Below are 24,890 nucleotides of genomic sequence, written 5' to 3'. Positions count from 1 at the left end.
TCATGCCTCTCGTTAAAGTGCCCAAAGGATACCCATGCCCCGTCTCGATCAACTGCTCGTCGCCCAGGGCCTGGCCCGCTCGCGTACCCGCGCCCAGCGGCTGATTCGCCATGGCCGGGTCAGCCTGGCAGAGACCGGGCGTGTGCTGGGAAAACCGGGGGAGAAACTGTCGGAAGACGTGCATCTGGTCGTCGCCGAAGACCCCGAGGAGCGCTATGTTTCGCGGGCGGGCCTGAAGCTGGAAGCGTTGATCGAAACGCTGGGGCTCGACCTGAAAGGGAAACTGGTGCTCGACGTGGGTCAGTCCACCGGCGGCTTTACCGATTGCGCGCTGGCCTTCGGCGCCAGCTATGTGATCGGCGTGGAGGTGGGCCACGGACAGCTCGATTCAGAACTGCGCGGCGACCCTCGCGTCACCTGCCTGGAGGGGGTCAACGCCAGGGCCATGACCGACGAGCCGCGCCTGCACGAGGCGCTGGCAGCCCGCGGCGCCACGGGTCCCGACGTGGCAGTGATGGACGTCTCGTTCATCTCGCAGACATTGATCCTGCCACAGCTGGCCGCTCTGCTGCCCTCGCATGGCGCGCTGCTGAGCCTGGTCAAGCCGCAGTTCGAGGTGGGTCCGGGCGGTGTCAATGCGCGCGGCATCGTGATCGACTCGTCCCTCTATGCCGAGGTCGAAGTGAACGTTCGCGATGTCTGCGAAGCATCCGATCTGCGCGTGATGCACTGGCAGGAAAGCCCGCTGCAGGGCGGCGACGGCAACCGCGAGTTCCTGCTCTATGCAGTGAAGGGATAGCGGCCGCTCAGCGGCCGTCACCCCCGCCGCCGCCATCTCCGTCGCTGCTACTGCCGATCTCGATCTCGCCGGGATCGCCCGCAGCGCCGGGAGGAGGAAACTGTTCCCCGCAGCCATCCGCCGGCGTCACCGTCTGCACCTTCTTCGTCGTCTCGTCGCCAGCGCGGTGCAGCCAGACGTCGAGCTGATTGAAGGCGATGTCGATACCGTGCTCGTGGAACAGCTCACCCACTCGGCAGTTGATCTCGTCGGTAGCGAAGAGACGATCACCCAGCGAGTTGACGAACACGCGTAGCTCGAAGGTGAGCGTGCTCTCGCCGTAGTTCATGAAGAACACCTGCGGCTCCGGATCGCCCAGCACACGCGGATTCTCCTCGGCGACCTGGCGCAGCAGCCGGTGTACCAGGCGCTGATCCGAGCCGTAGGCGACACCGAAGGTGAGCACCACCCGGGTGATGGTATCCGACAGCGACCAGTTGATCAGTTGGTCCGTGACGAAGGTCTTGTTGGGGATGATGATTTCCTTGCGATCGAAGTCGGTCACGGTGGTGGCACGGATGCGGATGCGGCTTACCGTACCGGTGAGATTACCCAGGGTGATGGTGTCGCCGATACGCACCGGTCGCTCGAACAGAATGATCAGGCCCGAGACGAAGTTGGCGAAGATTTCCTGCAGACCGAAGCCAAGCCCCACGCCCAGCGCCGCCACCAGCCACTGCAGCTGGCTCCAGGCCACGCCCAGGGTGGCCAGCGAGACGACCAGCCCGGTACCGATGATGGTGTAGGAAAGCAGCGAGGAGATGGCATAGGCACTGCCCTGCTTCAACTCCAGCCGCGACAGTACCATCACCTCCAGAAGTCCGGGCAGGTTGCGTGCCATCACCATCGTAAGAACGAAGATCAACAGTGCCGTGAAGATATCCGCCACCGACAGCGCGCTGGTCACGAGCTCCGCGCCCACCCCGTCGCTGGCCTCCCATATGGCGACGTCATCGAGGTAGCCGAGTACGGTGAGCAGGTCCGACCATACCAGGTAGAGCAGTACGGCGAAGCCGATCAACAAGATGAGCTTGGAGAGACGCAGCGACTGCTGGTTGATCTGCTCCATGTCCAGTGGCGGCTCTTCGATCACCTCGATGGCACCCTCGGCGCCCTCCTGCGCCTGGGCGCGGCGACGCGTCAGCGCGCGCTTGAAGGCCAACCGCCTGGCCGCCACCGCCAGGCCACGCACCAGGCTGGCTTCAACCAGGATCCACATCGCCAGAAGATAGAGCGTGATCACGAAGCGACCGATCAGGCTCAACGCGGTGTACTCGTAGCCGGACACGATCAGGCCCACCAGCGCCAGCGGTACCGCTGCCATGATCAGTCCCAGCACCAGACGAAAAAGTTTGACGCCGAAGAAGGGCGTGTGCGCAAGAATCAGGCGTGCCAGCAGCACGCTCATGAACAGCAGACCCGCCATCAGCAGCCCCAGCGCCAGCGGCCGCTGGGTCAGACTGATCTCGCCGTCGCGGGCCAGGATGGCGATGAACAGCACCGGTATCAGCGCGACTCCCAGCCAGCCCAACAGCCAGCGCAGCCGTGCGACGTAGCCTGCCGGCCAGTAGAAGTGTTTCGTTGCCACGCCATCGCGCACCAGCAACCGCCGCGACCAGGCGATGAAGGCCCAGGCCAGGGCCAGGTGCCAGAAGGCCTGGCCGAGCCCGGTAGCGATACCTTGGCCGGCGGAGACCAGCACCGAGCCAAGACCGGCCAGGGTCAGCGGGCCCGGCAGCGCCAGCAACGCATTGAGTGCCACGGCCTGGGGCGTATGCGCTTGGGAATCGCTACGCAGCCGGCCGATCTGATCGTGCAGGACGGCCAGCCGCCGCTGGATGCGACGACGCAGGCCCAGCAGCATCAAGGCAGCCAGCACGAAAGGCAACCCGGCGAATGCCTCGCTCCCTGGCTTGCGCCAATGTGCCGGCAGTACCTCGCGCCATTCGCCCTGCTGCCACTCAGTGGACAGATTGTTGGGAAGATGGCGGAACCAGGCCAGGTCCAGCGGCCGGGTATTGGCGATCCAGAACAGCTGCTCGTCGATGGTGGTGCGCAGTTCGAGCGATGTTTCCAGCAATTGTTGCTGGTTGAGTTGCAGCTCGATAGCGGCACTCAGCAGGCCGCCGTAAGTCTGCTCGAGCTGATCGACCAACTGTCGCCGCGATTGATAAAGGCCCTGCAGCGACTCCACCAGCGCCCCGCTGACTTCGATCCCCGCCTCCTCGAGCCGCTGGCTGGCCAGCCGTTCGCTCTGGCGCAGAGCGTCGCGCTGCCTCACCAGGTCGAACTGGCGCAGGCGCAAGTCGGCGATCTCGTCCTGCAGGCTGCTGCGAGCGTCGACCTGTGGCAATGAACGGCGCTGCTCGCGCAGTATGCGCGACAGGAGCAGGCTGCCCCGAATCGCCTCGATCTGCTCGTTCAAACTGCGCTGCAGTTGGCGCACGTGATCCAGTTGGCTGCGGGTCGCCAGGCTTTCGCGGACCAGCCCGTTGTGGCGGTCATTGGCTTGCAGCAGTTCGAGGCTCAGATCGCGATTGATCTGCTGGGCACGCTCCAGCACCGGATGGCCGGCCTCGAGCAGAGGATCGTCCCGGGCAGCATCGGCGATCGCCTGCTCCGAGGCGATACGGCGCTGACGGTCGATCACGCTCTGTAGCAGCGTCAACTCGGCCTCCTGGCGCGCGATCTGCTGAGTCAGCAGATCGCGGCGCTGCTGGGCCAGCTCGCGCAGCCGGGTGTTACTGCCCAACTCGCGCTGGTGCAAACGCAGGGTGCGCTCGGCCAGGCGGCGCTCGACGCGCAGTTGCAACAGCCGTGGCGACCCCTCGCTGGCTCCCTGGCTCTCCAGCGCATCCAACGACCGGCGCGTGCGCTCGGCGGCCTGCATGGCGTCGGAGATCGCCTGTTGTGCCCGCTCCGGCAAGGTCTGGGCGGAAAGCAACTGAGCGTTGACATCGGCCAGGCGATCCTGCAGCTGCTGCAGTTCGTACACCGCTTCCTGCTGCCGAAACTCCAGCTCGTCCAGCGGCACGCCGTCCAGGTCGGAGGCCGAGCGTTCCAGTGCGGCCTCCTCCTCTTGAAGCAACTCTCGCTCGAGGCGCAGCAGCTCACCGGGCGCCGCCTCCAACCGCTGTTCCAGCGCCTCGAATCGCTCCTCGACGCTGGCTAACTGCTCCAGCGCCGCCAGGGCCGCCTCGAGGGCCTCGATATCGCGCTGCTCCGCGTCGCCGACGCTTTGCCCTTCTTCGGGGCGTAGCTCGGCCAGACGCGCCTCGACCGCATCGCGCTCGGGCAACTCATCGGCCATGGCCGTCATACCGGTCAGGCACTGCAGCATCAGCAGAAAGCACCAGCCGACGAGCCCCATCGAAGGGCCGATTCGCCGTCGGTTACAGGAGATTGGATTGTACAATTGGCTCACACGAACTCTCGGTTGGACTGGCCCTGGGCCCAGGGCCGATTCTCATCCTATGCACACGGCAAGGCAATGGGCATAAGCCATTCTTGTGGTTGACTTGACACAAGGGCATGATAGAAACGGCGTTCAACCTCCGCTTACGGTTCCGCCCTTATGATGCCACTCCGCCTCGTTACGCCGGCTTTCCTCCTGCTGATGCTCGGCTCCGCCGATACGGTATCAGCCCAGGCGTCCCCTCTCACGGAGACGGAGCGTGCGGCCATCGAGGCCCGCATCGAAACATTGAGCGAGGAGTTGGACGCCTTGCGCCAACAACTCGCGGAGGACCGGCTCGAGCCGGAAGATCGGCGTCTTGGTCTTGGCCTGGGCGAGGTGCTGACCATCGCTTCCGAGCAGGAGCTCGAGTCGGTGGAAGAACGCCGCCAGCTCGAGCGCGAATCCATGCGCAACCCCTTCTCGATCACCGCGCACCGGCGCAATTACCTCCTGCCGATGAGTTACGACCGTCGTCCCAACGAGGAAGTCTTCGGCAACGTCGACAGGGACGGCACGCCCGACCGCGCCGAAGTCAAGTTCCAGTTCAGTGCGAAATTCAACCTCATCGAACGCCTGTTCGGCGATCACGGCGGCGACCTTTACTTCGCCTATACCCAGCGCAGTTGGTGGCAAGCCTACAATGCCGACTCCTCGTCGCCGTTCCGCGAGACCAATTACGAACCCGAGTTTTTCATCGACTTCGAGAACCGCTGGTCGCTGCTGGGTTGGACCAACATCAATAACCGTTTTAGCTTTAACCATCAATCCAACGGTCGCTCGGGGGACATGTCGCGCAGTTGGAACCGCGTTATTCTCGAGTCGACTTTCATCAATAACGACTGGCTGGTCAGCGTGGCGCCCCATTGGCGAGTGCCGGAGTCGGCGGGCGACGATGACAACCCCGATATCGAACGCTATCTGGGCTATGGCGAGATCACGGTCGCCCACCGCCTGGGGGACAGCGAGGTAGCCTTACAGTGGCATGGCAATCCCGGTGCCGGCCACATGGGAACCCGGGTGGATTACTCCTGGCCGCTGCACGGCAACATCCGTGGCCATCTGCAGTACTTCTATGGCTACGGCGACAGCATGATCGACTACGATCACCGTACCCAGCGCATCGGCATTGGCTTCAGCCTCAACCCCATCTTCTCGGGAAGCAGTTCGCTTATTCCGGAATGACGCCGATCAATAGCGCAGCGAAGCGGCATTGAAGTCGCAGTAACGACTGTTATGCTGAACGGGTCATTCATCGTCGAAGGAAAGACTGCCATGGCCTCACGCACTCCTCACGTGGACGAAACCACCCGCCAGCTGAAGGAAGATCTCCAGCACCTGTCCCAGACCATCGAGGAACTGGTCAGCGCAACGGCCGATGACTCCCGCAGCAATGTCAAGGAGCTGAGGGATCGCGCCGAGAAGCGGCTCAAGGAAACGCGCCAGCGACTCGAATCCCGCGGTGAGCGACTCTACGGTGAGGCCCGCGATTCCATCAGCCATCAGGTCGATAGCTGTGATCGCTATGTCCACGAGAATCCCTGGACCAGCATCGGTATCGGCGCCGTCTTGGGCATGATCATCGGTATGCTGATCGGGCGGCGTTGATGGCATCTGGCGAAGGCCCCACGCAACGCCTGATCGCCGCTGGCAGGCGCCTTTTATCCAGTCTGATGGCTTCCGGCGAGACGCGCCTGCGTCTCGCCGTGCTGGAGCTGGAGGAGGAGCGTGCCCGTCTCGCCACGTTGATTCTGTTACTGGGCATCAGTCTGGTACTGGTAATGTTCGGCCTGGGCATGCTGATCCTGCTGGTGGTGGTGCTGTTCTGGGAGACCCATCGTCTGGCCGCCATCGGCACCAGTGCCGTGGTGCTACTGGGCGGCGGCCTGCTCTCCGCTCTTCAGGCGATGCGCCTGGCACGCCGCCGCAGCCTGCTGAAGGAAACCCTGGCCCAGTTGGCCCTGGATCGTCACCTGCTGGAGAGCCAACGTGACACGCCGCCATCGTGACTTGCGCCGAGCACGCGCCGAGCGCAAGACCGAGCTTATCGCCATGATCGAGCAGCAGCGCATCGACATGCTGGTCGAGGCGAGCCGCTGGCATCAGGCAGGCCGATCGCTCGATGAGGGGTGGCAACGCCTGGCGCGCTACCGGGGGCTGCTGTACGTGGCGGGTGGAGCCCTGTTGGTGGGCAGTGCCCGGAGGCCACACTCGCTGGTTCGCCTCGCTCGACGGCTCGCCGCGGGAGGGTTCATGCTCAACCGGGCTCGCCTCTTGCTCCGCCAGTTCAGATGAACGCAGCAGATCGGTAGGACTAGAGCTGTGCTTCGGCGTGGCGTTCCCGTCTCCCCACTCCCGGCATCCATTTCATGCAACGCTCGCCGCGCTTGAGCTGGCGTTCGACAAAACGCCGCGTGCGCCGTTGCCCTTCACTGAGATCCGTCGACCAGACCGCCAGAGACGCCAGAAACAGGTGGGTCAGCGCCATTTCTTCGAGCTGGGCACGGCGGGTTCCGTAGCGAGCCTCGAGCCGTGCCGCCTCGCGTAGCCACTGCACGGTGCGCGACAGATCGAACACCATGGGTACCCAGGTATGCGGATGCGGCAGGTGCGCCTTGCGACGTAGCATCTCCACGGTTACCTGGCGATGCGCGGCGAAGGCATCGAACCAGGCCAGCAAGCAGTGTTCGATACGCACCCGCTCGGGCCAGTCCTCGAAAGTATCGGGCTTTTCGGCCAGCATCGCGCGCCAGCCTCGCTGGAACCAGGCATTGGCCACGTCGTCCATATCACGGAAACGCTCCAGCACGACCGACATGGGCAGCTCCAGACAATGGGCGACTTCGCTGAGCCGCACCGCTTGCCATCCCCGCTCCTCGGCCTGGCGAACGGCTTCGTTGACGATAGTGTCGACGAAGGGCGACGCAGTGGACTCGGACGAGTCGTGGATGGCGATCATGGTCATGGCGGGCCTCGATTTACAGCGGTTTCCTGCTATGGAGCATAGCCCGGAATCGAAGCAGGGCCATTATCCGCCCCGCTCCAGATAATGGATACAGAACAGCGCGTCGGGATCGGTCCATTGCGCACGTGACTCGAAGCCGGCGCAAGCGGCCAGACGGCGGAAGCCTTCGACACTGTACTTGTAGGAATTCTCGGTGTGCAGCGATTCGCCTTCGACAAAGCGGATCCGCTCCCCCGCCACCCGAACCGTCTGATCGCACCGACTCACCAAGTGCATCTCGATCCGCGAATCGCTTTCGTTGTAGAAGGCTTGGTGTTGGAAGCGACTGGGCTCGACGTCGGCGTCGAATTCATGGCGCAATCGCTCCAGCAGGTTGAGGTTGAAAGCCGCCGTGATACCCGCGGCATCGTTATAGGCGGCATCGAGCACGGTGCGATCCTTGATCAGGTCGACGCCGATCAGCAGACCGCCGCCAACAGGCAAGAGTTCGGCCAGGCCGCACAGGAACCCCTCAGCCTCGTCGGGGGTGAAGTTGCCGATGCTCGAACCGGGAAAGAAGGCCACCGGCCGCTCACCGCCAAACCCCTCCGGCCAGACCATCGGACAGGTAAAGTCGGCGCAGGCGGCATGCACCTCCAGCCAAGGGTAATCGGTCGCCAGGCGCCGGGTACTCTCCCACAGGAAGTCGCGCGAGATATCTACCCCCAGGTAGCAGGCGGGCCGCAATGCTTCGAGCAGTAAGCGTACCTTGCGACTGGCCCCGCTGCCGAGCTCGATCAGCGCCGCGTGGGGGCCGACGACCTCGGCGATCTCTGCCTTCGCCGCCTTCAGGATCGCCTCCTCGGTGCGGGTCGGGTAGTACTCCGGCTGACGACAGATGGCATCGAAGAGCTCCGAGCCGCGCCGATCGTAAAGAAACTTGGGTGAAGTGAACTTTGGCGTGGCGATCAGCCCCGCCAGCAGCTCCTCGCCCAGCGAAACCGCCGCGGCCGGCGGTTGCTGGTCGTGAAAACGAACGACCGGATCCATGTCATGCCTCCCTGGCAAGTCGCAAGCCGGAAAACGCCCAGCGCGCGTGAGGCGGGAAGAAGTTGCGGTAGGTTGGGCGGATATGCCCGGCCGGCGTGGCGCAACAGCCGCCGCGCAGTACCATCTGGCCCGACATGAACTTGCCGTTGTACTCGCCCAACGTGCCCGGCAGGGGACGGAATCCGGGATAAGGCCGGTAGGCGCTGCCGGTCCATTCCCACACGTCGCCGAACAGCTGGACGGGGCCATCGCCCGTTCCCGCCGCGGCGGTCGGCTGAAGGAAGTCGGCTTCCACGAAGTTGCCGGTCATGACCATACCCCTGGCCGCGGTCTCCCACTCCGCTTCGCTGGGCAGACGCGCCCCGGCCCAGCGGGCATAGGCATCGGCTTCGAAGAAGCTGACATGCGCCACAGGCGCATGCGGGTCCACCGGACGCAGCCCACCCAAGGTGAAGTGATACCAGCCATCGCCGCGCTTCACCCAGTAAAGCGGCGCGTTCCAACCCTCCCGGCCGACCTGCTGCCAGCCATCCGACAACCATAGCTCGGGACGTTCGTAACCGCCCTCCTCCATGAAGGCGAGATACTCGCCGTTGGTCACGGGATACTTGGCGAGCTGGAAGGCTTCGAGAAACTGTCGGTGCCGTGAACTCTCGTTATCGTAGGCGAAGCCCTCGCTGGCCATGTCGTGGCCGATGACACGGATGCCGGCCGCATATTCGAGCCAATCGCTCTCCGCCGGAGTGCGCACGACGGGCGCAGCGAGGTCGTCGCGATAAGCGGGACATAACGGGTTCTGGGCCAGGATGTGCTTGATGTCCATGAGCAGCAGCTCCTGGTGCTGCTGCTCGTGGTGCAGCCCCAGTTCTACCCGTCTGACGATCTCCGCGACATGCTCCGCGGGCGGTGACGCGAGCAGCTCCGCCATGGCGGCGTCGACATGGGCGCGGAAGCGGTAGATGTCAGCCACGACGGGACGCGAGAGGGTCCCCCGACAAGGCCGGGGAAACGGCACCCCATGCGTCTCGTAATAGGAGTTGAAGAGAAAGTCGTAGGCGGGATCGAGCGGACGGTAGCGCGGAAGAAAGGGAGATAGCACGAAAGCTTCGAAGAACCAGGTGACGTGCGCAAGGTGCCATTTCGGTGGACTGACGTCATCCATGCTCTGAATGACGAAATCCTCGGTGCAGAGCGGGGCACATAGCGTCTCGGATGCCTGCCGTATGCGCTGGTAGCGCCTCATCCACTCCTTGGTGTGCAGGCTGTCCGGCGTTTCCAGCTGTTGAGCGAAGGGGGGCATGGCGCTCTCCTGTGACGAGCCACGTACGTGGCGAACCGACTCCCCAAGCGTAGCAACGCGTCCCGGGCCATCAGGTTACGAAGCGTAAAACTTTGTCGCCCGGCCTGACGACTCGCCATCGGCCTCGAGCTCAGAGCGCCGAACCGCAGGCCACGCCGGACGCCCAGGCCCACTGGAAGTTGTAACCGCCCAGCTCACCGGTGACATCGAGCACCTCACCGATGAAGCGCAACTGGGACAATCCCCCGACGGAGAAATCTTGTGAGGAGATCGCTTCGGTGTCGACACCGCCCAGGGTCACCTCGGCGGTACGCCAGCCTTCGGTGCCAGCAGGTCTGAGGCGCCAGGCACCGAGACGTACGCGCCATGTCTCGATACGGGAGTTGGACAACTCGGCCAGGGTGGGGTCCTCGCCGTACCACTCGCCCAGCGCCTGGGCCAGGCGGCGCGGCAGACGTTCGCCAAGCCAGGTCGAGAGCTGTCGACGCGGTGTCGCACGACGCGCCGATGCCAGGGCGCCAGCGATATCGACGTCCGGCAGCAGATCGATTTCGAGTTCGTCGCCGGGCTCCCAGTAGCTGGAAATCTGCAGCATGCCAGGGCCGGACAAGCCGCGGTGGGTAAACAGCATCGGCTCGCGATAGCGCCGCTCGCGCCCCGGCCCGAGGCGCTGACCACCGCGCACGGCCCCGACCGCCACGTCGCAGGCCACGCCGGCCAGATCGGCCGCTCGCGCTTTCCAGTGTGAGGTCAGAGTGAAGGGCACCAGCGCCGGCCGCGTCTGCGTTACCCTCAAGCCGAACTGGCGTGCGATGTCGTAACCGAAACCGGTCGCGCCCATGGTGGGAATCGACAACCCACCGGTGGCGATCACGACGGCGCCAGCATCGAGGATGCCATGGGACGTCCTCAGCCGCATGCCCTCGGCATGGCGCTCGAGCCGCTCCACTCGGGCATTCATTCGCAGCGTCACGCCGGCCCAATCGCATTCGGTGAGCAACACTCCGAGCAGCTCCTTGGCCGAGTGAGCACAGAACAGCTGTCCCGGCGCCTTCTCGACATACTCGACGCCGTGGCGCTCCACCAGCTCGACGAAGTGTTCGGGGCGGTAACGCTTCAGCGCGGAGATGCAGAAGTGCGGGTTGGTGGAAAAGAAATTGGCCGGCCCCGTTGCCAGGTTGGTGAAGTTGCACCGCCCTCCCCCTGACATGAGGATCTTTTTGCCGGGCTTGTTGGCGTGATCGAGAACCAGCACGCGGCGCCCGGCGTAGCCGGCGGTCAGCGCACACATCAATCCGGCAGCACCCGCGCCGATGACGATCACATCGAAGGAAGATGGCATCGCGACTTCACCTTGGACTCGAGGGCGTCGATTCTACCAGAGCCCTCCTCACCTGGAATAACGGCACAAACCTTGTACAAGAACACTGCATGCGCAAAGCCAATATTGCGCACTTTTTGTCACATGTGTGAGGAGAAAAATCAGTAAGCTGGTATGGGATACCCAGGGATGTGGTCTCCAAGCAACTGTCTAATCACGATAACGAGCCCTCATGACCCCAACGCGCCCCCCCCCCCTTGCGCTGGACCGATGCCTGGCCACGCTGACCGGCCCGCTCTGCCTGGTCCTCGCCCTGACCATTGGCCTCGTCCTCGGTCCTCACTCACCTGTTGCCGCTCAAGAGCGCCCCGCGGTCATCGGCGCCCGTGCCAGCGTCGAGGCCTGGTCCGACCCGCTGGAGGCGTTGGGCACGCTACGTGCCGACGAAAGCGTCACGCTCTCGGCCACGGTCACCGAACTCGTGGCGGAACTCAACTTTCAGGACGGTGAAAGAGTGGAGGCGGGGCAACTGCTGATCCGACTGGACGATGCCGAGGAGCGCGCCCAATTGCGCGCCGCCCAAGCGCTACGCGACGAGCGGCGCGGCACGGTGAATCGCCTGAGCCAGTTGCAGAGCCGCAACATGGCGCCACGCGCCGATGTGGAGGACAGCCAAGCGCAGCTACGCCAGGTCGAGGCCGAAGTCCAGGCACTAGAGGCGCGGCTGTCCAATTACCGGATACGCGCACCGTTCGCCGGCCGGGTAGGCTTTCGCAACATCAGCCTGGGGAGCCTGGTCACGCCCGGCACGGAACTGGTGACTCTGGACAAACTCGACGAGATGAAACTCGACTTCAGCGTCCCCGAGTCCTTCCTGTCGATTCTCGCCCCCGGTCTGCCGCTGACCGCCCGCAGCGCGGCCTTTCCCGACGAGCGCTTCGAGGGCGAAGTGGCCAGCATCGGTTCACGGGTCGATCCGGTCAGCCGCAGCGTCACGGTGCGTGCGAAGCTCGACAACCCCGAACTGCGCTTGCGCCCCGGCATGTTGATGGAGGTGGTGCTACGCCGCAACCCGCGCCAGGCGGTGGTGGTGCCCGAGTCGGTACTGGTCCCTAGCGGTGACAAGCAGTATGTGCTGCTGATCGATGAAGCCGACGACAACCGCCTGGTGCGTCGCCAGGTGAGAGTCGGCGAGCGCCGCACTGGCCAGGCCGAGATTCTCGAAGGGCTCACGGGCGGGGAACTGGTGGTCAGCCATGGCCTCCAGCGCTCCCACGAAGGCGACCGGGTGCGCGTGCTGGGTATCGCCGCCGACGACACCTCGGTCCGAGACATTCTCGAGGCCAATCGCCACGAGGAAGATGCCTGATGCGGCTCTCGGATATCTCCGTCCAGCGCCCGGTGCTGGCCACTGTGCTGGCCCTGTTGATCGTCGCCTTCGGCCTGCTGGCCTTGCAGCGCTTGCCACTGCAGGAATACCCCTCCATCGACCCGCCTGTGGTCAGTATCGAGACCCGCTATCCAGGCGCCTCGGCCAGCGTGGTGGAGACCCGGATCACGCAAGTGCTGGAGGATCGCATCGCCGGGGTGGAAGGCATCGAACTGATCACCTCTACCAGCGAGGACGGCCAGTCGCGCATCGACATCGAGTTTCGCCTCGACATGGATATCGACGCGGCGGCCAATGACGTGCGCGACCGTATTTCGGGGGCGATGCAGAATTTGCCCGACGAAGCCGACCCGCCGGAAGTACAGAAGACCGACTCGAGCGAAGACGTGGTGCTGTGGCTGTCCCTCTCCGGCGCCGGCTACACCATTCCCGAGCTGACCGATTACGCCGATCGCTATCTGGTGGATGGCTTTTCCGTGCAGCCCGGGGTGGCGCGCGTGCGCGTGGGCGGTGGCCGCGAGTACGCCATGCGCGTGTGGCTCGACCGCAACGCCCTGGCCGCCCGCCATCTGACTGTCGGCGACGTGGAGAGCGCCCTGCGCGCCGAGAACGTCGAACTGCCGGCAGGTTCCATCGAATCGCGTACGCGCCAGTTCGTGGTGCGCCTGCCGCGCAGCTTTGCCGAACCGGCGGACTTCGAACGCCTGGCCCTGGCGCGGGGCAGCGACGGTTACCTGGTACGCCTCGCTGACGTGGCGCGGGTGGAGATCGGCTCGGTGGAGGATCGCTCGATCTTCCGCGCCAACGGCGTGCCGATGGTGGGTCTGGGTATCATGAAACAGTCCACCGCCAACGTGCTCGAAGTATCGCAGGGGGTCCAGACAGAGCTGAAGCGGGTGCAGAACAGCTTGCCCGACGGCATGACGCTCTCCCTCAACTACGATGCCTCGGTATTCGTCTCGGGCGCCATCGAGCAGGTCGTGCTCACCCTATTCATCGCTCTGGGACTGGTGGTGGTGGTGATCTTTCTTTTCCTCGGCAACGTGCGCACCACGCTGATTCCCGCCGTTACCGTGCCGATCGCCATCATCGGCTCATTCATGGCACTGGCGCTGATGGGATTCTCGATCAATCTGCTCACCCTGCTCGCCCTGGTGCTGGCGATCGGCCTGATCGTCGACGATGCCATCGTGGTGCTCGAGAATATCCACCGGCGCATGCATGACTATGGCGAGACGCCGCTGGTCGCGGCCTTTCGCGGCAGCCGCCAGATCGCCTTCGCCGTCATCGCCACCACCCTGGTGCTGGTCGCGGTATTCGTGCCGCTGGGCTTCCTGCAGGGCAACGTGGGTCGCCTGTTCTCCGAGTTCGCCCTGACCATGGCCGCTGCGGTGGTCATCTCCAGCGTACTGGCCCTGTCGTTGACGCCGATGATGGCGTCGAAGATTCTCAAGCCCTCGATGCAGGACAGCCGTATCGCCCACGGCGTGCAGTGGCTGCTGGAATTCTCGCAGCGCCTCTACCACACGCTGCTGGTCGGCGTGCTCAAGGCGCGTCTGCCGGTGCTGGCGGTTTTCGTCGGGTTGGTCGCCGCCACCGCCTGGCTCGCCGACCGTCTGCCCAGCGAGTACACCCCCCAGGAGGATCGTGGCAGCTTCATCATTCTGGTCAACGGGCCGGAAGGGGCAACGTTCGATTACACCATGGACTACATGGACGAGATCGAGACGCGCCTCTCTTCCCTGATCGACAGCGGCGACCTGCAGCGGGTCGTGGTCCGGGCACCTCGCGGGTTCGGCAATATCGAGAACTTCAACAACGGCTTCGCGATCGTCAGCATGGCAGACTGGGGAGAGCGTCGCGACGCGTGGACGATCATGAACGATGTGCGGCGCAAGCTCGCCGACCTGCCCGGCGTCCAGGCCTTCCCAGTGATGCGCCAAGGTTTCGGCCAACGCATCAGCAAGCCGGTGGAGTTCGTGCTGGGCGGCGGCACCTATGAAGAGCTCGCCGAGTGGCGCGACCTGTTGATGGCGCATATACGCGAGGACAATCCGCGCCTGATCGGCCTGGACAGCAACTACAAGGAGACCCAGCCGCAGTTGCGCGTCGAGATCGATTATACACGGGCCGCCGACCTGGGCGTCACCGTGACCGAAATCGGTCGGACCCTCGAGGTCATGCTGGGTGGGCGCAACGTGACCCGCTACCTCGACAATGGCCAGGAGTACGATGTGATCGTCGAGGGCGACCGCGCCAACCAGTCGAGCCCGCGCGCCCTGGATAACATCCAGGTACGTTCGGCCCGTACCGGGGAGCTGATTCCCCTGGCCAGCCTGGTGAGCTTCTCCGACGAGGCCGGCGCCAGCACGCTCAACCGCTTCAATCGTCTGCGCGCCATCACCATCGAGGCCAACCTGGCCGACGGCTATGCGCTGGGCGATGCGCTGGAGTATCTGGAAGCGGCAGCCAACGAAGTGCTGCCGGGCCAGGCCCAGACCGACGTCAGCGGCGCTTCGCGCGATTACGACCGCGCCAGCGGTGCCACCCTCACCCTATTGATCCTTGGCGGCCTGGTGGTCTTCCTGGTGCTGGCGGCCCAGTTCGAGAGCTTCATCCATCCTTTCGTGATCATGCTCACCGTGCCCTTGGCCATGAGCGGCGCCATGTTGGGGCTCTACGTCACCGGGCAGTCGCTCAATATCTACAGTCAGGTGGGGCTGGTAATGCTGATCGGTCTGGCAGCGAAGAACGGCATTTTGATCGTGGAATTCGCCAACCAGTTGCGCGACGAGGGCTTCGCCTTTCGCGACGCTCTGCTGGAAGCCTCCGTGACACGCCTGCGGCCGATCCTGATGACGGCGGTCACCACCATGGCCGGCTCCGTCCCGCTGATTGTCTCGTCAGGCGCCGGCGCCGAATCGCGCATGGTGATCGGTACCGTGATTCTCGCTGGCGTCGCGGCCGCCACCCTCTTCACTCTGTTCGTGGTCCCGGTGGCCTACGACCTGCTGGCGCGCCACACCGGTTCGCCCGGCGATGTGCGCCGGCGGCTGGAAAATGAAATGGCACGAGTGCCGAGCGAACGCTCGGCCAAGAATTCCGATCACTAACGCCGCCTCGGCATCTGGACCGGCGCTCGGCGGGGTCGCCGCCTGGCATATAGCGTGGCGGCTCCGGCCAGCAGCAACGAACCGGCGATCGCCCCCACCTGGCCGCGGTGCGTCGCCAGCCAGAACTGTCCGCTATGACGCTTCGACTCGCGCCCAAAGCGACCTCGGGCCCCCATGTCACCCTTGATCGGCTGCCATAGGTTGTCCGCGCGCTCGGGATATTCCGATTCCTCGGTCTGCTGTCCGTCGACGGCCGAGCGTGCCAGCCACCGGTCCATGAGGCCGGGAAGGCATCGGCTGCCCCAGATCGTGGCCACGGTCGACAGCCCGACATGAAGCTCGCGCCGACGATGATGCGCGGCCCAGTAGACGGCTTGCGCTCCCACCTCGGGCTCGAACACGGGGGCCATGGGACGGGCGCGCCGGGGCATGCGGTTGCGGCACCAGTCGAACTGGGGCGTATTGAGCGCCGGCATCTCGACCTGGGTGACATGTATGGCGCTACCCTCGTGCATCAGCTCGCAGCGCAGCGCCTCGGTCATACCCTTGATGGCGTGCTTGGCACCGCAGTAGGCGCTTTGCAACGGTATCGAACGATGGGCCAGGGCCGAGCCAACCTGGACGATGGTACCGCGGTTGCGCGGGCGCATGCGTTTGAGCGCTGCCATCGTGCCATGCACGTAGCCCAGGTAGGTGACCTCGGTCACGCGGCGAAACTCGTCCGGGCTCATCTCGTGCAAAGGCGAGAACACGGTGGTCATGACGCCGTTGACCCAGATGTCGATGGGGCCGAGCTCGGCCTCGACACGCTCGGCGGCTCGCTCGACCTGGGGCGCATCGGCCACGTCGACGCTCATCGTGACGGCGCGTGCCCCAAGGGCCTCGATCTCACTCTTCACGGCCTCCAGCCGGCCCGGGCTGCGTGAGATCAGCCCCAGGGCGGCCCCATGCCGGGCGAATTCCCGCGCCACGGCACGCCCCAGCCCGGCGCCCGCGCCGGTGACGACGACGACTTCCTGACGGTCTTGCATGTGCACCTCCTTTGCCTTGTGCCTTGCCTGCTTCGGCATTCGTTGTCTATCGCCTGGCCCCGCGATGCCAACCCAAGGCTGCCAAGGCACCGGCCACGACGGCAGCGCGCCGATTGGCCCGACGCTGCGCCTGCACGCGGCGTCTTTCGAGACCACGCTCCGGTGGCACATCTGGGGTCGTATCGTGTCCCTCGTCAAAGGCCAGGCGTAGTACCTCGGCGACATGCAGTGCACGCCTGGGCGTGGCATCGGCAATCTGCTGGCGACAACTGAAGCCACTGGTGACGACCAGCGTCTGCGGCTCGGCCTCGCGAACGCGCGGCAGCAGGATCCGCTCACCGATCGCCATCGATACCTCGTATTTGTCGCGTTCGTAACCGAAAGAGCCGGACATCCCACAGCAGCCGGCATCGAGCCATTCGACGTCCAGCCCCATCGCTTCGAGCAGCGCCTTCTCGGCCTCCAGGTGAAGCATGGACTTGTGATGGCAATGTCCGTGAACCAGCGCCTTGCGTGGAAGGCACGGTGGCCGATAGTTTCCGGCGCGCTGCATGAGGAATTCGCTCAGCATCAAGCTGTTGTCGCTCAGGCGTCGCGCACGGGGATCGTCCGGGAACAGGTTGACCAGTTCGTCGCGAAAGACCGTGATGCACGATGGCTCGAACCCGATGATGGGCGTACCGGCCGCCAAGGGAGCGTCCAGGGCGGTCATGACCCGTTCCAGATATGCCTTGGCGTGCCCGAGCATACCGAAATCGTAGAGCGGCCGCCCGCAGCACAGTCCCACCGGAGGCAGGATGACACGGTAACCCGCCGCCTCGAGCACCTCGGTGGCGGCCTGGGCGGTCTCGGGGTAGAAGTGGTTGCTGAACGTATCGGCCCAGAGCATCACCGCAGGCGCGTGGGCATTGACCTCAGGGCGTCTGGCGAACCACTCCTGAAACGTCTCGGGAGCGTAGCGCGGCGCCCGGCGCTGCGGCGGCATGGAGACCAGGCGCTTGGTCGCCGCACTCACCCATGGCGCACCGCTGACGAAGTTGACCAGGGCCGGCACCTTCGACGCCAGCCGCGACCAGCGGTCGATGAAGCCGTAGGCGTAGTGGAACAGCGGGCGGCGATGCCTGCCTGGGCCATAATAGTGCGACAGAAACTCGGCCTTGTAGGTCGCCATGTCGACGTTCACCGGACAGTCGTTGACGCAGCCCTTGCAGGCCAGGCATAGGTCGAGGGATTCACGCACCTCGTCGGACTGCCAGCCGTCGGTGATGAGTTCTCCGTTCATCATTTCGAACAACAGTCGGGCCCGCCCTCGGGTCGAATGTTTCTCCTCGCGGGTCACCATGTAACTGGGACACATGGTGCCGTTGTCGCTCCGGCACTTGCCGACGCCGACACAGCGGAACGCGACCCTGGCGAAGCTGCGCTCGTCGTCGGGAAACGTGAAGGCGGTCTCGACCTGCCATGGCGTGTAGTCGATCATGCGCAGGTTTTCGTCCAGGCGATAAGGATCGATGACCTTGCCCGGATTCATCTTCCATTGCGGATCCCAGATGCGCTTGAACTCACGAAAGGCCTCGGTCAGCTCGGGTCCGTACATGCGCTCCAGCAGCTCGCCGCGCGCCTGGCCATCGCCGTGCTCACCGGACAGCGAGCCACCATGGGACACCACCAGGTCGGCGGCCTCCTCGACGAAGCGTCGGTACGTCGCAATCCCCTCCTCCGACTGCAGGTCGAAGTCGATGCGCGAATGGACGCAACCCTGCCCGAAGTGGCCGTAGAACGCGCCGACGTACCCGTACTTGCGATAGAGCCCCTTGAGATCGCGCACGTAGTCGCCCACCCGCTCCGGCGGCACCGCGGAATCTTCCCAGCCGGGCCAGTGCGGCGTGCGTTCGGGCGGAGGAAACGCCGTCGCTCCCAGCCCTGCCTTGCGCACCTCCCATAACGCCGTCGCCTGCGCCGGATCGTCGACGATCCGGTAATCCACGATGCGGCTGCCGGCATTGCGCAGGCCTTCGATCAATTCGCGCGCCTCGCGGCAGGTGGCGTCGGCATCGGAGCCGCCGTACTCGACCAGCAGGTAGGCATCGCCGCGAGGCATCCGCTGGAGAGCCGTTTCGTGCATGTGCTGTCGGATCTCATGCTCGAGCAGCCGCTTGTCGATGGCCTCGAGGGCGATCGGCCGCGTCTCGACGATCAGCGGCACATGGTCGCCGGCCTCTTCGACGCTGTCGAAGCCCACCACCACGAGCGTGCGATGTGACACGTTCTCGGTCAGCTTGAGGGTGGCATGCAATACCGTCATGCAGGTGCCCTCGGTGCCGCACAGAGCGCTGGCCAGGTTGAAGCCGCGTTCCGGCAACAGGTCGTCGAGGTTATAGCCGGACACTCGGCGCGGCATGTGCTCAACCTGCGGGTAGGCCTGACGAATGCGCTCGGCATAGGCATCACGAAGCCGGCGCAGGCGATCGAAGATCTCGCCCTGGCGGCCGCCCGCGGCCAAGATCGCGTCGATCTCCTCCTCGCGGTAGCCATCCTTGAGCGTCATGCGCACACCATCGTAGGTCAGGATATCCAGCGCCTGAACGTTGTCGCAGGTACGCGGCCCATGACCGTGACACTGTGCCTGGACCGAGTGCACCCCACAGGAGTTGTTGCCGACATTGCCGCCGATGGTGCACCACTCGTGGGTGGAGGGATCGGGAGGGAAAACCAGACCATAGGGGGCCAGCGCCTGGTTGACCTTGTCATTGATCGCCCCGGCCTCCACGGTGACCCGCCGGTTCACGGTATCGATATTGACGACGCGATCCAGGTACTTGGAGTGGTCGATCACCACCGCGTGATTGACGGTTTCTCCTGACAGGCTGGTACCGGCGCCGCGCGACAGGATCGGAAGGCCGTGCGCCTGACAGATGCGATGAATGGCGACGATATCCTCCACCGAGCGTGGGATCGTCACGCCGATGGGCGGCTGACGATAGTTCGACGCATCATTGGCGTAGAGCGCCCGGCTGCCGGCATCGAAGCGCACTTCTCCGGCAATGGACGCGGCCAGCTCCTCGGCCAGGCGATGATAGCCATCCATGACATCGGCGAAGCGGGCGACATGCCTCGAGGGTTCCATGTTCGACTCCTCATGCTCCCATCGATGCGATTCGGTAGCGCCTGGCCTCAACGCGCATAGGTATAGCCGATCCCGGTCTCTCCGCCGGCGGCCAGTTCGACCAGAATGAGCGTCGTCTCGTCCCAAGCCAGCGTGCCGTCCTCTTCGGGCATGTCGGTGGGTCGATAGACGCTTACCCATAGGGCCTCGATCGGCACTTGGCGCTGCATGTTGCCCTCCTCTTCCGCGTCCGCGCTTGGCGTTCAATGCCGGCGCACCTTTGGCACAAATTGCCGCGCGAACTGTTTGAACGAGGCCTTGACGATGCCCAGGGCATCCGGGTCGCCATGGAGCAGCGCCGACATGTAGGCTTGGGCCTGTTCACGCTTGATATGCGGCGGAATCGGCGGCACGTCGGGGTCGGTGACGACTTCCAGCACCACGGGTCGATTGGCGCTAAGGGCCCGATCCCAGGCGCCAGCCAGCGCATTCGGTTCGGTGACTCGAATTCCCTTCAGACCGATCAGCTCGGCATACTCGGCATAAGGGAAGTCGGGTAGGTCCTGCGACGCTTCGTACTTGGGGTCGCCCTCCATGACGCGCATTTCCCAAGTCACCTGGTTGAGGTCCTGGTTATTGAGCACCATGACCACGAGCCGCGGGTCGGCCCAACGCTGCCAGTACTTGGCGACGGTAATCAGCTCCGCGCAGCCGTTCATCTGCATTGCCCCATCGCCGACCAAGGCAATAGCGACGCGGTCCGGATAGGCGAACTTGGCGGCGATCGCATAGGGCACCCCATTACCCATGGTCGCCAGACCGCCCGACAGCGACGCCATCATGCCACGCCGAATCTTGAGGTCGCGGGCGTACCAGTTGGCCGCCGATCCCGAATCGCTGGTCAGGATGCAGTTATCGGGCAAGCGTGGAGAGAGTTCCCAAAAGACGCGCTGAGGATTGACCGGGTCGGCCTCGGCCATGGCGCGCTCCTCGAGCACGTCCCACCATTGCGCGACGCTGGTCTCGATATGCTCGCGCCAGGAACGATCGCGCTTTTCCTCCAGCAGCGGCAACAGCGCCTGCAGCGTACCCGCACTGTCACCGACCAGATTCACTTCCATCGGGTATCGAATGCTCAGCATGCGCGGATCGATGTCGATCTGTACGCCGCGCGCCTGCCCCTCCTCGGGCAGAAACTCGGAATAGGGAAACCCCGAGCCGATCATCAGCAGCGTGTCGCAGTTGGCCATCAGCTCCCAGCTTGCGTTGGTTCCCAGCAATCCGATCGAGCCTGTCACGAAGGGCAAGTCGTCGGGCAGCGCCGCGCGTCCGAGCAGCGCCTTGGCTACCCCCGCGCCGAGCCGCTCCGCCACTTGGATCACCTCGTCGGCGGCGCCCAACGCCCCGGCACCGACCAGAATCGCCACGCGCTCGCCCTCGTTGAGCACGGCGGCGGCCCGACGCAATTCCTCCTCATGAGGCACCACGCGAGGCGGCACATAACCGACCCCCGAGTGAATCGTGCCATGGGCATGCGGCGGCGTTTCCACTGCCGGTTGCGATTGCAGGTCGTTGGGTACGATGACGGCGGTCACCGTACGTTCAGAGAGCGCGATGCGAATCGCACGGTCGATCAAATGGCGAACCTGGGCGGGGCTGGTCGCCATATGAACGAATTCATGCGCGACATCCTTGAACAGCGAGACGAGATCCACTTCCTGCTGGTACTCGCCGCCCATGGCAGCTCGCGCCTGCTGACCGACGATCGCCACGACGGGCTGATGGTCCTTCTTGGCGTCGTAGAGCCCGTTGAGAAGATGGATAGCGCCCGGCCCCGACGTGGCGGTACACACCCCGACTTCGCCGGTGAACTTGGCATGGGCGCAAGCCATGAACGCCGCCATCTCCTCATGACGCGTCTGAATGAACTCGATGCGATCGTCCGCCCGGTTCAGGGCTCCCATGATGCCGTTACTGCCGTCGCCCGGATAGCCATAGATACGCTTGACGCCCCACTCGCCCAAGCGCCTGATGATGAAGTCGCCGACTTGTTCGCTCATGCTTGGCTCTCCCATAGCAACTTCCGTGCTCGGATTCGACACACTCCAAGCACACTCTTTCCATAGAAATCACTAGAGCTATAGTCAGCCATATCCAGATGGTCAATGTGGCCTGACCGGTATGGCTTCGCTTCGCTGCATTGGAAAATCTTTTAATTAATGTTTGCCAAACAGCATGTTGAACAAGAAAAACGCTTCGCCCCCTTGCGAAGAAAAGACGCTCTCAGCACGCAGTCAGAGCGGCTTGATTTAATTTTCGTGTTGTTAAAAAAAGCGGTTTTTTGTTCTTTTTCGCCATGACGGCATGACGCTATCACTTCCAAGCATCACAGTACTTGGCGAAAGGAAGGCGCACAGGAGGGAGTCGAGGTGAAGCACACGATACGGATGATCGAGGACTACGGGTTCATCGGCAACATGCGCACGGCCGCGCTCATCGACCGCCATGCTTCGATGAGCTGGCTCTGCCTTCCCAGGTTCGACTCGGAAGCCTGCTGTGCGGAGCTGCTCGGAAACGAGGATAACGGTCATTGGTGGATCTATCCCAGCGAGACAGTACGGTCACGCTCGAGGCGCTATCGTGGGGAGACACTCGTACTGGAGACGCTCTTCGAGACGGACCGCGGCAGTGTCGCAGTAATCGATTTCATGCCGGTTGCCAGCAAGGGAGACAACGAAGAGGACGTGATGCGTATCGTCGAGGGGCGAAGTGGCTGCGTGACGATGCGCTCACATGCTGCCTTTCGCTTCGGCTATGGCCGGCTGAAGCCTTGGCTGAGCCAGGATGAGAGCAGCTTATCCGCCGTGGCCGGCCCGGATGGCCTGCGTCTTGAAGCACCCGTCAAAATGGAAGCTTGCGGCAACGACATCATCGCTTCCTTCGAGATTCATGCCGGAGAGCGAGTGCCGTTCGTGCTGACCTGGTATCCCCCGTTCCGCAACGTCCCCGGCCACCGGGATGCGTTGCGCGCTCTCGAAGAGACCGAAGCGTGGTGGAGCAGTTGGAGTTCACGCTGTCGAATCGCCGAACGATATCGCGAACCGGTGGTGAGATCGCTGATCACGCTCAAGGCACTCACTCACATCGAGACCGGCGGCATGGTGGGAGCCGCGACGACTTCCCTGCCCGAGCAACCCGATGCCGGTCTCAACTGGGACTACCGCTACACCTGGCTGCGCGATGCCACGTTCACGCTCTATGCACTACTTTCCTCCGGCTACCGGGAGGAGGCCTGCGCCTGGCGGGAGTGGCTACTGCGTGCGGTGGCCGGAGACCCTGGCAAGCTACAGCCAGTGTACGGTCTGGCCGGGGAGCGGCGCCTCTACGAACATGAACTCGATTGGCTATCCGGTTTCAACGGCTGCCAGCCGGTACGTATCGGCAACGATGCCTTTCGGCAAAACCAGCTCGACGTCTATGGTGAAGTGATGGATGGCTTGCACCTTGGCCGTATACACGATATCGAACCCTCCCGCGACATGTGGGCCATCCAGCGCCAGATGATCGAACATCTCGAGCAGCACTGGAGCGAGAAGGGCGCCGGCCTGTGGGAGAGTCGCGAGCCTGCACGCCACTATACACATTCCAAGGTCATGGCATGGGTCGCAGTGGATCGGGTCATCAAGGGGGCCGAGGAGTTCGGCCTCGATGGCGACGTGCAGCGCTGGCGAGCGCTGCGCCAACGCATTCATGATGACGTCTGCACGCACGGCTTCAATTCCAAGCGCAACAGCTTCGTCCAGTCCTATGGCTCGGACGCCCTGGACGCTTCGCTGCTGCTGCTGCCTCAGGTCGGCTTCCTTCCCATTGATGATCCCCGCATTCTCGGCACCATCGACGCCCTACAGGCCGAACTGGTACACGACGGTTTCGTCTACCGCTATTCACACGGTGATGAGACCCGCCACCTGACCGAAGGGGAAGGCGCCTTTCTGGTTTGTTGCTTCTGGCTGGTGGATACGCTGGTGTTGCTCGGTCGACACGACGAGGCACGCCAGCGCTTCGACAAGCTCCTTGGGGTACGCAACGATCTCGGTCTCCTCGCCGAAGAGTACCATCCTATCCTGGGCTGTCAGTTGGGTAACTTTCCCCAGGCCTTCTCTCACGTCGGGCTGATCAATAGCGCCCACAACCTCAGCAAGGACGCACCGGATCACAAGGGGCCGGCACAGGAGCGCAGCGACGAAGGCCAATGACGCCGAGCTGCGAGAACGATGACAAGGAATGAGGAGAACGCCATGACTGGAATCGACACGGCATCGTTATCAACCGTTCACTTACCGACAACGCTTATCCTACTGCTCCGGCAAACCAAGCGATACGGGGAGGCGCATTGATGGGCTCCCGCGAGATCGAACACGAGGATGTCGACAGCCTGATTCGGGCGCTGACCGACACCGCGCCAGGCGCCAGGGCATACCGCGGACACGGCGATTCGACCTGGCGGCTCGAGCCTTCCATCGTGCGCAATCGGCGCTATCAGGTGCAGACCCGATTGAACGGACTGGATACCGAGCGCGACTCCATGCGCCTGGAAAATCATTTCCTGATGCTCTTCGTCAATGCCTGCGACAAAGCCGGTCTGCCCATTTCCGGCGATAGCGAGAAGCTGCGCAACTTCCTGGACGACCCGAATCTTGTCGACGGGAAGGGGGGTAACGCTTCGTCCACAAGGACCAACCAATGGCCGGGCGACAGCAACGAGATGCTTTCGCTGATGGCCCAAGCCCAGCATTACGGGGTTCCCACTCGCCTGCTCGATTGGACCACGGCTCCGCTCATCGCCGCCTACTTCGCCGCCTCGGCGGCATTGAGAAGATGGGAGGAAGGCCACCACGACGACCCACTTTCTCGCAAGCTGGCCGTCTGGGAGCTCGATATCGACGCGTCGGCGCGCTATCGAAGCGACTTCGAAATCAAGCGGGCCCCGGGCAGCGTCAGCGCTCACCTCCCCGCCCAGCGCGGCATCTTCACTCTGATCAAGGGCCGCCGCGTGCCCAACCTATGCCTGGAGGAGCAGCCCGAAGCGGCACGCTTCCTGACCCGCCATAGCCTGTCGGTACGCGCCATTCCCGCGCTGATGCGCGAGTGCGACCGCCATGGACATTCGGCAGCCACGCTATTCCCCGACTATGAAGGCGCTGCGCGTCATGCCGAGGAGATATTTCTCATTCATGAACTGAGTACGGCCACCCAACAAACGCAATGAACTCGCTCGCATCGTCCCGAGCCGACGAGGCCGGACGACAAGGGCCACCCATGGGTGGCCCCGCTGCGATCCGG

Annotated in this window: 18 protein-coding genes; 9 read left to right on the top strand and 9 right to left on the bottom strand. The window is 64.0% G+C overall.

Features of this window, described 5'->3' with window-relative positions; genetic code table 11:
• The first annotated feature begins 34 nt into the window (after positions 1-34).
• Positions 35-799, top strand: a complete 765-nt coding sequence (locus F0A17_RS14605) for a TlyA family RNA methyltransferase (RefSeq protein WP_149329073.1) — start codon at positions 35-37, stop codon at positions 797-799.
• Between the two features lie 7 nt (positions 800-806).
• Here F0A17_RS14605 and mscK read toward each other — a convergent pair whose 3' ends face one another.
• Complete coding sequence (mscK, locus tag F0A17_RS14600; protein WP_228716929.1) at positions 807-4,178, bottom strand: mechanosensitive channel MscK; 3,372 nt, start codon at positions 4,176-4,178, stop codon at positions 807-809.
• Between the two features lie 234 nt (positions 4,179-4,412).
• On the opposite strand from mscK, the gene F0A17_RS14595 reads away from it, so the two are divergent.
• The 4 genes from F0A17_RS14595 to F0A17_RS14580 all read left to right on the top strand — a co-directional run bounded on the left by F0A17_RS14595 (position 4,413) and on the right by F0A17_RS14580 (position 6,587).
• The gene (locus F0A17_RS14595) at positions 4,413-5,477 is read left to right on the top strand and encodes a phospholipase A (RefSeq protein WP_323849417.1); all 1,065 of its coding nucleotides are present in this window, start codon (positions 4,413-4,415) and stop codon (positions 5,475-5,477) included.
• Positions 5,478-5,567: 90 nt separating this feature from the next.
• Positions 5,568-5,900, top strand: coding sequence for an ElaB/YgaM/YqjD family protein (locus F0A17_RS14590; protein WP_149329072.1), 333 nt, complete (start codon positions 5,568-5,570; stop codon positions 5,898-5,900).
• Positions 5,900-6,301: a phage holin family protein gene (locus F0A17_RS14585; protein ID WP_149329071.1), complete on the top strand. Its 402-nt coding sequence runs from the start codon at positions 5,900-5,902 to the stop codon at positions 6,299-6,301. The genes F0A17_RS14590 and F0A17_RS14585 overlap by 1 nt, the downstream gene beginning before the upstream one ends.
• Complete coding sequence (locus tag F0A17_RS14580; RefSeq protein ID WP_149329070.1) at positions 6,282-6,587, top strand: YqjK family protein; 306 nt, start codon at positions 6,282-6,284, stop codon at positions 6,585-6,587. Before F0A17_RS14585 ends, F0A17_RS14580 begins: the two co-directional genes overlap by 20 nt.
• A 19-nt stretch (positions 6,588-6,606) precedes the next feature.
• Here F0A17_RS14580 and F0A17_RS14575 read toward each other — a convergent pair whose 3' ends face one another.
• The 4 genes from F0A17_RS14575 to F0A17_RS14560 form a co-directional block, all read right to left on the bottom strand.
• The gene (locus F0A17_RS14575) at positions 6,607-7,257 is read right to left on the bottom strand and encodes a TetR/AcrR family transcriptional regulator (RefSeq protein WP_149329069.1); all 651 of its coding nucleotides are present in this window, start codon (positions 7,255-7,257) and stop codon (positions 6,607-6,609) included.
• Positions 7,258-7,320: 63 nt separating this feature from the next.
• Positions 7,321-8,286: an L-histidine N(alpha)-methyltransferase gene (gene egtD, locus F0A17_RS14570; RefSeq protein WP_149329068.1), complete on the bottom strand. Its 966-nt coding sequence runs from the start codon at positions 8,284-8,286 to the stop codon at positions 7,321-7,323.
• 1 nt (position 8,287) lies between these two features.
• On the bottom strand, positions 8,288-9,586 hold the full coding sequence (gene egtB, locus F0A17_RS14565) for an ergothioneine biosynthesis protein EgtB (RefSeq protein WP_149329067.1): 1,299 nt from the start codon (positions 9,584-9,586) through the stop codon (positions 8,288-8,290).
• Positions 9,587-9,716: 130 nt separating this feature from the next.
• Positions 9,717-10,928: a BaiN/RdsA family NAD(P)/FAD-dependent oxidoreductase gene (locus F0A17_RS14560; RefSeq protein WP_149329066.1), complete on the bottom strand. Its 1,212-nt coding sequence runs from the start codon at positions 10,926-10,928 to the stop codon at positions 9,717-9,719.
• 211 nt (positions 10,929-11,139) lie between these two features.
• Here F0A17_RS14560 and F0A17_RS14555 point away from each other — a divergent pair, with 211 nt between their 5' ends.
• Both F0A17_RS14555 and F0A17_RS14550 read left to right on the top strand, forming a co-directional pair.
• On the top strand, positions 11,140-12,276 hold the full coding sequence (locus tag F0A17_RS14555; protein WP_149329065.1) for an efflux RND transporter periplasmic adaptor subunit: 1,137 nt from the start codon (positions 11,140-11,142) through the stop codon (positions 12,274-12,276).
• A complete protein-coding gene (locus tag F0A17_RS14550) occupies positions 12,276-15,410 on the top strand; it encodes an efflux RND transporter permease subunit (protein ID WP_149329064.1) in 3,135 nt (1,044 codons plus the stop codon). The genes F0A17_RS14555 and F0A17_RS14550 overlap by 1 nt, the downstream gene beginning before the upstream one ends.
• Here F0A17_RS14550 and F0A17_RS14545 read toward each other — a convergent pair.
• The 4 genes from F0A17_RS14545 to F0A17_RS14535 are packed head-to-tail and all read right to left on the bottom strand — an operon-like array spanning position 15,407 to position 21,607.
• Positions 15,407-16,441 (bottom strand): SDR family oxidoreductase, encoded by a 1,035-nt coding sequence (locus F0A17_RS14545; protein ID WP_149329063.1) that lies wholly within the window; start codon positions 16,439-16,441, stop codon positions 15,407-15,409. The two genes, F0A17_RS14550 and F0A17_RS14545, sit on opposite strands and share 4 nt — an antisense overlap.
• A gap of 46 nt (positions 16,442-16,487) precedes the next feature.
• Positions 16,488-19,568 carry an FAD-binding and (Fe-S)-binding domain-containing protein gene (locus tag F0A17_RS14540; RefSeq protein ID WP_223111552.1) on the bottom strand — a complete coding sequence of 1,027 codons (3,081 nt, stop codon included), beginning with the start codon at positions 19,566-19,568 and terminating at the stop codon, positions 16,488-16,490.
• A 47-nt stretch (positions 19,569-19,615) separates the two neighbouring features.
• Complete coding sequence (locus F0A17_RS20595; protein ID WP_187774704.1) at positions 19,616-19,777, bottom strand: hypothetical protein; 162 nt, start codon at positions 19,775-19,777, stop codon at positions 19,616-19,618.
• A 33-nt stretch (positions 19,778-19,810) separates the two neighbouring features.
• Positions 19,811-21,607: a thiamine pyrophosphate-requiring protein gene (locus tag F0A17_RS14535; protein WP_149329062.1), complete on the bottom strand. Its 1,797-nt coding sequence runs from the start codon at positions 21,605-21,607 to the stop codon at positions 19,811-19,813.
• 369 nt (positions 21,608-21,976) lie between these two features.
• Here F0A17_RS14535 and F0A17_RS14530 point away from each other — a divergent pair, with 369 nt between their 5' ends.
• Together F0A17_RS14530 and F0A17_RS14525 are read left to right on the top strand one after the other, a co-directional pair.
• A complete protein-coding gene (locus F0A17_RS14530) occupies positions 21,977-23,803 on the top strand; it encodes a glycoside hydrolase family 15 protein (protein ID WP_228716915.1) in 1,827 nt (608 codons plus the stop codon).
• Between the two features lie 140 nt (positions 23,804-23,943).
• A complete protein-coding gene (locus tag F0A17_RS14525) occupies positions 23,944-24,816 on the top strand; it encodes an FRG domain-containing protein (RefSeq protein WP_149329061.1) in 873 nt (290 codons plus the stop codon).
• Positions 24,817-24,890: the final 74 nt, after the last annotated feature.

Origin of the sequence: Billgrantia pellis (genome assembly GCF_008297955.1) — a bacterium.
In the GTDB taxonomy this organism is placed as follows: Bacteria; Pseudomonadota; Gammaproteobacteria; order Pseudomonadales; family Halomonadaceae; genus Halomonas; species Halomonas pellis.
The sequence above is the reverse complement of the archived record's forward strand: the minus strand, read 5'-3'. Positions and strand labels throughout refer to the sequence as shown.

Coding starts and splice junctions, on each gene's coding strand:
- F0A17_RS14605 (WP_149329073.1), top strand. CDS start 35: ATGCCCCGTCTCGATCAACTGCTCGTCGCCCAGGGCCTGGCCCGCTCG.
- mscK (WP_228716929.1), bottom strand. CDS start 4,178: ATGCTGCAGTGCCTGACCGGTATGACGGCCATGGCCGATGAGTTGCCC.
- F0A17_RS14595 (WP_323849417.1), top strand. CDS start 4,413: ATGATGCCACTCCGCCTCGTTACGCCGGCTTTCCTCCTGCTGATGCTC.
- F0A17_RS14590 (WP_149329072.1), top strand. CDS start 5,568: ATGGCCTCACGCACTCCTCACGTGGACGAAACCACCCGCCAGCTGAAG.
- F0A17_RS14585 (WP_149329071.1), top strand. CDS start 5,900: ATGGCATCTGGCGAAGGCCCCACGCAACGCCTGATCGCCGCTGGCAGG.
- F0A17_RS14575 (WP_149329069.1), bottom strand. CDS start 7,257: ATGACCATGATCGCCATCCACGACTCGTCCGAGTCCACTGCGTCGCCC.
- egtD (WP_149329068.1), bottom strand. CDS start 8,286: ATGGATCCGGTCGTTCGTTTTCACGACCAGCAACCGCCGGCCGCGGCG.
- egtB (WP_149329067.1), bottom strand. CDS start 9,586: ATGCCCCCCTTCGCTCAACAGCTGGAAACGCCGGACAGCCTGCACACC.
- F0A17_RS14560 (WP_149329066.1), bottom strand. CDS start 10,928: ATGCCATCTTCCTTCGATGTGATCGTCATCGGCGCGGGTGCTGCCGGA.
- F0A17_RS14555 (WP_149329065.1), top strand. CDS start 11,140: ATGACCCCAACGCGCCCCCCCCCCCTTGCGCTGGACCGATGCCTGGCC.
- F0A17_RS14550 (WP_149329064.1), top strand. CDS start 12,276: ATGCGGCTCTCGGATATCTCCGTCCAGCGCCCGGTGCTGGCCACTGTG.
- F0A17_RS14545 (WP_149329063.1), bottom strand. CDS start 16,441: ATGCAAGACCGTCAGGAAGTCGTCGTCGTCACCGGCGCGGGCGCCGGG.
- F0A17_RS14540 (WP_223111552.1), bottom strand. CDS start 19,568: ATGGAACCCTCGAGGCATGTCGCCCGCTTCGCCGATGTCATGGATGGC.
- F0A17_RS20595 (WP_187774704.1), bottom strand. CDS start 19,777: ATGCAGCGCCAAGTGCCGATCGAGGCCCTATGGGTAAGCGTCTATCGA.
- F0A17_RS14535 (WP_149329062.1), bottom strand. CDS start 21,607: ATGAGCGAACAAGTCGGCGACTTCATCATCAGGCGCTTGGGCGAGTGG.
- F0A17_RS14525 (WP_149329061.1), top strand. CDS start 23,944: ATGGGCTCCCGCGAGATCGAACACGAGGATGTCGACAGCCTGATTCGG.